Source organism: Kitasatospora sp. NPDC097605 (assembly GCF_040302725.1).
Lineage (GTDB): Bacteria > Actinomycetota > Actinomycetes > Streptomycetales > Streptomycetaceae > Kitasatospora.
In genome coordinates this window covers 142,672-148,838 of sequence record NZ_JBEOSF010000005.1, presented here as the reverse complement: position 1 = coordinate 148,838, position 6,167 = coordinate 142,672, and the positions used below count along the sequence as shown (strand labels likewise).

Genomic DNA, 6,167 nt, shown 5'->3' with positions numbered 1-6,167 from the left:
GTCCTAGTTGCTCCCAAGCTAGTAGGAGTCGTCGCCTTGGTGGCGCGGCGTTCGTTGCGGGTGGGTGGTGGTGGCTGTCGGAAGTGCATCGATGGGAACTGGTCGATGGTCGGCTGATCGCAACCCGAGGCTCGGCCATGGATGTGAAGCTTGGCCGGTGCTGAGGTGCCCAGCTGGTCATGATCCGGACCAGTTGCGGACCAGGAGGTGGCGCGAAGCGTTGGCGCCGTGCTGCAGTGCAGGTCAGGGTGTGAGTTGGCCGCGAGTGGTCAGCGGTCTGTGGATCTGTCGCGCAAGCTGCGCACGTTCGAACGCTGCACCAGCCGCAGGATGGAGAAGGGCCCCCGGTTTGCGGAGATGTGGGCCGGGGGCCTTGGGGTTAGTAGGGGAGGGAGAGGAGGAGGGTGGCGGCGGTGGGGGTGTTGGGGGCGGTGTGGGTGGGGGTGGGGTGGGACGGGGGGAGGGGTGGGGGTGGGGTGGGGGTGATCCAGATGGAGCGGAGGCCGGTGGCGTGGGCGCCGCGGAGGTCGGTGTCGGGGTTGTTGCCGACCATCCAGTCGGTGGGGGCGAGGGTGCGGCCGAGGCGGGCGGCGGCGAGGTGGAAGATCGCGGGGTCGGGCTTGCAGGTGCCGGCCTCCTCGGAGACGCAGACGGCGTCGACGGCGGGGAGCAGGCCGGTGCGGGCGAGTTTGGCGCGCTGGATGTCGGCGCGGCCGTTGGTGACGACGGCGATGGTCCAGCCGGCCGCGCGGAGGGCGGCGAGGGCTTCGGGGACGCCGGGGATCAGGTGGGTACGGCCGGCCTCGTGGGCGACGTGCTCCTCCCAGAGGGTGGCGCCCGAGTGGGGGAGGCGGAAGCGGGCGCCGATGCGGCCGAAGCCGGTGGGGGAGCGGTCGGCGCGGAAGAGGGTGCGGACGACGGGGGCGGCCTCGGCGGGCAGGTCGTGGGCGGCGCAGAAGGCGGGGGCCCAGGCGTCGGCGTCACCGTCGCGTTCGACGAGGGTGTGGTCCAGGTCGATGAGGAGGAGGGGGGAGGCGGGAGAGGAAGGCGGAGGGTGGTGGGTCATGTGCGGAGGGTAGTGGATGGGGCTGGGTCGAGGTTATTGCGAATGACTTGCAATTACCTGGTTCAGGCAGCACAGTGGTGGGGCAGGGTGGGGTCGGACCGTTCGGCTTGGCCTCCGAGCAGTCCCGGACGCGTGTGAGCGCGCCGGGAGTCCTCCGTAGCAGCTGATCGTCTTCCCAACCGGCGCCCGCCGGGACAGCGGTCCGCCCACCCCGCCCAGTCGCCGTCAAGGGCCCGTCAAGAGCGGGCGACGGCGCGTCAGGAACGCGTAGGGGCCGGTGGTGGAGCCGGTCGCCGCCCGCAGGATCGGAGCAACCGATCGACTGCGGAGGTTCCGTCCGATGTCCAGCCCCCTCGCCCCGGCCCTCGCCGCCGAACCCGAGCCTCCGGATACCGCCGGGAACAGGAACGGGAACGGGAACGGGAGCGGGAACGCCGAGGACCGGCACCGGTTGACCGCGTTCGGCGGGCTGGCGGCGCTGTCGCTGGACGCGATGGCCTCGGTGGCGTACGGGCCGGAGTCGATCGTGCTGGTGCTCGCCGCGGCGGGGGCGTACGGCCTCGGGTTCACGCTGCCGGTCACGGCGGCGATCGCGGTGCTGCTGGCGGTGCTGGTCGCCTCGTACCGGCAGGTCATCGCGGCCTTCCCGGACGGCGGCGGCTCCTACGCGGTGGCCAAGGCCCACCTGGGGCGGCGGACGGCGCTGACCGCCGCGGCCTCGCTGGTGGTGGACTACGTGCTGAACGTGGCGGTATCGGTGACGGCCGGCGTGGCGGCGCTCACCTCCGCCGTGCCGGGCCTGTACGACGACCGGGTCTGGCTCTGCCTGGGCGTGCTGGCGCTGGTGACGGCGGTGAACCTGCGCGGGATCGCCGAGTCGGCCCGCTGGTTCATGGCGCCGACCGCCGTCTTCGTGCTGTCGGTCCTGGCGATCGTCGTGGTCGGCCTGTTCCGGGACGCGCCGGTGAGCACGGCGGCGGCCGACGGGCACGCCTCCGTCCTGGCCGACAACGCGACCGCCGTCGGCGCGTTGCTGCTGCTCAAGGCCTTCGCCGCCGGCTGCTCGGCGCTGACCGGTGTGGAGGCGGTGGCGAACGCCGTCCCGTCCTTCCGCGCGCCGGGCGTGAAGCGCGCGCAGCACACCGAGGTCGCGCTCGGCGCGCTGCTCGGCGTGATGCTGATCGGACTGGCCGTGCTGATCGGCCGCTTCCACCTCCAGCCGGTCGAGGGCGTCACCGTGCTCGCCCAGCTGGCCGACGCCTCGCTCGGCCACGGCGCCGGCTTCTACCTGGTGCAGTTCGCCACCGTGGTCCTGCTGGGCCTGGCCGCCAACACCTCCTTCGGCGGCCTGCCGGTCCTGCTCCACCTGCTGGCCCGCGACAACCACCTGCCGCACGTCTTCGCCCTGCGCGCCGACCGCCAGGTGCGCCGGCACGGCGTGCTCTTCCTGGCCGCCGTCTCCGCGGTGCTGCTGGTCGGCTCCGGCGGCGACGTCAACCGCCTGGTACCGCTCTTCGCGATCGGCGTGTTCGTCGGCTTCGCCGTCTGCCAGGTCGGCATGGTCCGCCATTGGTGGCTGGAGAAGCCGGCCGGCTGGCGGTGGAAGGCGGCGCTGAACGGCTTCGGCGCCCTGCTCACCGGCACCGCCGCGCTCGTCGTCACCGGCACCAAGTTCACCGAGGGCGCCTGGGGCATCTGCCTGGCCCTGCCGCTGCTGGTGCTGCTGTTCGAGGCGGTGCACCGCGGCTACGCCCGGATCGGCGAGCGACTGGAGCTGGGGCGCGTTCCCGGCCCGCTCACCCCGCAGCGCAGCCTGGTCGTCGTCCCGGTCACCGCGATCACCCGGCTCACCCGCGACGGCCTCTCCGCCGCCCTCTCGCTCGGCGACGAGGTCCTCGCCGTCACCGTCGTCCACGAGCCGGCCGAGGCCGAGGCACTGCGCCGGGACTGGGAGCTCTGGCAGCCCGGGGTGCCGCTGATCGAGATCCCGGACGCCCACCGCCGCCTCGGCCCGCCGATCGCCGCCTTCGTCAACGACCTCGCCGCCGAGCACGCCTACGACCGCCTCACCGTCCTCATCCCCGAGGTCGAGCCGGTCCGCCCCTGGCAGCGCGCCCTGCAGAACCGCCGCGGCGCCGTCATCGACCGGGCGCTGCGCCGGCACACCGACGCGGTGGTCTGCCGGCTCCGGATGCGGATGTGACGACGGTGGGTGTGACGACGGCGGAGGACGGCGGGTGTGACGACGGATATGGCTGGGGATGCGGCGGCGGCTGCGGTCGGTCGGGCAATCGCCCCCCCTGATGGAATTGGGATGATATGCGCCCATATAAGCGGCCTGATCGTCATATCTTGACGATGTCTTAACGGCCCCCCTCAACGCCCTCCAAACGCCTCCGCCCCACCCGGAACGCCTCGCGCGTAGCCGCTCCGACCTGCGGAAACATCCCGCCCGTCCGTCAATCCGGGCGGCATGAGCACGCCGGAACGTCCCATTGCGCGCCCGTCGCACACGCTTACGCTCGCCGATGTGTTCAACGTGCCCCAGGCGCTCAAGCGCCTCGTGATCGGCAGGGCGATGCGCAGCGAGGAGCTCGGCGAGACCCTGCTCCCCAAGCGCCTGGCCCTGCCGATCTTCGCCTCCGACCCGCTCTCCTCGGTCGCCTACGCGACCCAGGAGATCCTGCTGGTGCTCACCGTCGGCGGCACCGCCTTCCTCTACCTGACCCCGTGGGTCGCGGCCGGCGTGGTCGCGCTGATGGCGGTCGTGGTGATGTCCTACCGCCAGGTCGTGCACGCCTACCCGAGCGGCGGCGGCTCCTACGAGGTGGTCTCCCGCAACCTGGGCGCCAACTCGGGCCTGGTGGTGGCCGCCTCGCTGCTGGTCGACTACGTGATGACGGTCGCCGTCTCGGTGGCCTCCGGCGTGGACAACATCATCTCGGCGCTGCCCTCGCTGGCGGACCACCGGGTGGAGCTGGCGCTCGGCTTCGTCCTGCTGCTGATGGCGATGAACCTGCGCGGCGTCCGGGAGTCCGGCAAGGCCTTCGCCGCGCCGACCTACCTGTTCATCGGCGCGATCCTGCTGATGGTGGTCACCGGCCTGATCCGGGTGGCGTTCGGCGACGCGCCGGTGGCGTCCAGCGCCGCGTACGGGATCGTGCCGGAGGACGGCAAGGACACCCTGGCCGGCCTGGGGCTGCTGATGCTGGGGCTGCGGGCGTTCGCCTCCGGCTGCACCGCGCTGACCGGGGTGGAGGCGATCTCCAACGGCGTGCCGGCCTTCCGGGCGCCCAAGTCGCGGAACGCCGCCGCCACCATGGCCGTGATGGGCACCACGGCCGTGGTCATGTTCGTCGGCATCACCTCCCTGGCGCTGATCTCCAAGGTCCACATCACCGACGACACCTGCCACCTCACCGGCTTCCCCGGGGACTGCGCGACCGCGCCGCAGCAGACCGTGATCGCCCAGCTGGCGGCGGCGATCTTCGGCGGCGACCACAGCGTCCTCTTCTACGCCGTCCAGGCGGTCACCGCGCTGGTGCTGATCCTGGCCGCCAACACGGCGTTCAACGGCTTCCCGCTGCTCGCCTCGATCCTGGCCGAGCACCGCTACCTGCCCCGGCAGATGCACACCCGCGGCGACCGGCTGGCCTTCTCCAACGGCATCATCGCGCTCGCGGTGGTGGCCGGCGGACTGCTCTGGCTCTACGACGCGGACGTCACCAGCCTCATCCACCTCTACATCCTGGGCGTCTTCACCTCCTTCACGCTGTCGCAGATCGGCATGGTGCGGCACTGGAACCGGGTGCTGGCCACCGAGACCGACCCGTCGGTGCGCGGCGCCGCCCAGCGCTCCCGGGTGATCAACTTCGCCGGCGCGGTCACCACGGCGCTGGTGCTGGTCATCGTGCTGCTGACCAAGTTCACCCAGGGCGCCTGGCTGGCCGTGGTGGCGGCGGTGGTGCTGTGGCTGATGATGCGCGGCATCCGGCGGCACTACGACGGGGTCGCCGAGGAGCTGGCGGTGGACGACGCCCGGGCCGAGTCGGTGCGGCCGTCCAAGGTGCACGGGATCGTGCTGGTCTCCCAGGTGCACAAGCCGACCCTGCGGGCGCTCGGCTACGCGCAGGCCTTCGCGCCGGACTCGCTGGAGGCGCTCACCGTCGCGGTGGAGCCGGACGCCACCGGGGAGCTGGAGCGGCGCTGGCGCGAGCTGGACGTCCGGGTGCCGCTGAAGGTGCTGGACTCGCCGTACCGGGAGATCACCAAGCCGGTGGTGCAGTACGTGCGGGAGCAGCGGCGGACCAGCCCGCGGGACGCGGTGGCGGTGTTCATCCCCGAGTACGTGGTCGGCCGCTGGTGGGAGCACCTGCTGCACAACCAGTCGGCGCTCTGGCTGAAGAGCCGGCTGCTGTTCACGCCGGGGGTGATGGTGATCAGCGTGCCGTGGCAGCTGACCTCTGCCGGCAAGGCGAACCGGCCCTCGCGGCGCGCCCCCGGCGCGGTCCGCCGCGGCGAGCCGTCGGTGCGCCCGGAGACCCGCCCGGAGACCCGCCCGGAGACCCGCCCGGAGAGCCGCCCGGAGACTCACCCGGAGACCCGCCCGGAGAGCCGTGCGGAGACCCGCGCGGAGACCCGCCCGGCCCCCGGGAAGAGCACACGCAGCCACTGAGCGAGGGCGGCACGAGGCCCCGGACGGCACCCGCCGTCCGGGGCCTCGGCGCACCCGGTCACGGTCCGGACAACGCCCCGTATGGAGCCCGTCAACAATCGAACAGACGCCGTATGGAGGGCGTCAAGAACGCCGTTGACGCTCCGTGAGCGCGGTTGGCTGGCCTTGCCGGCCCGCCGCCGGCGCCGTGCCCCGCGTCCCGGGCGATCGCCCCGACGCGGGCCGCGGCCACCTCCGAGCCACCGTGGTGGAGCCATGTCCGATCTGATCTACGTCGCCGTCACGCTCGCCGTGTTCGGCGTCATCGCCTTGATCGCACGGGGGGTGGAGAAGCTGTGAGCGCCGAGCACATCGCCGGTCTCATCGTGGCCGTCGCCCTCGTCGGCTACCTCGTCCTCGCGCTGATCCACCCGGAGAAGTTCTGAC

The 6,167-nt window shown here is 72.5% G+C and carries 4 protein-coding genes; 3 read left to right on the top strand and 1 reads right to left on the bottom strand.

What is annotated here, in order from left to right:
* Positions 1 to 379 precede the first annotated feature (379 nt).
* On the bottom strand, positions 380 to 1,066 hold the full coding sequence (locus tag ABTX81_RS07920; RefSeq protein ID WP_350542351.1) for an HAD family hydrolase: 687 nt from the start codon (positions 1,064 to 1,066) through the stop codon (positions 380 to 382).
* Between the two features lie 340 nt (positions 1,067 to 1,406).
* Here ABTX81_RS07920 and ABTX81_RS07915 point away from each other — a divergent pair, with 340 nt between their 5' ends.
* The 3 genes from ABTX81_RS07915 (at position 1,407) to kdpF (ending at position 6,166) form a co-directional block, all read left to right on the top strand.
* Positions 1,407 to 3,269, top strand: a complete 1,863-nt coding sequence (locus ABTX81_RS07915; protein WP_502892721.1) for an APC family permease — start codon at positions 1,407 to 1,409, stop codon at positions 3,267 to 3,269.
* A gap of 375 nt (positions 3,270 to 3,644) precedes the next feature.
* Entirely contained in the window at positions 3,645 to 5,741 is a 2,097-nt protein-coding gene (locus tag ABTX81_RS07910) for an APC family permease (RefSeq protein WP_350542524.1), read from the top strand.
* Between the two features lie 335 nt (positions 5,742 to 6,076).
* Positions 6,077 to 6,166 carry a K(+)-transporting ATPase subunit F gene (gene kdpF, locus ABTX81_RS07905; protein WP_350542350.1) on the top strand — a complete coding sequence of 30 codons (90 nt, stop codon included), beginning with the start codon at positions 6,077 to 6,079 and terminating at the stop codon, positions 6,164 to 6,166.
* The last annotated feature ends 1 nt before the right edge of the window (position 6,167 follow it).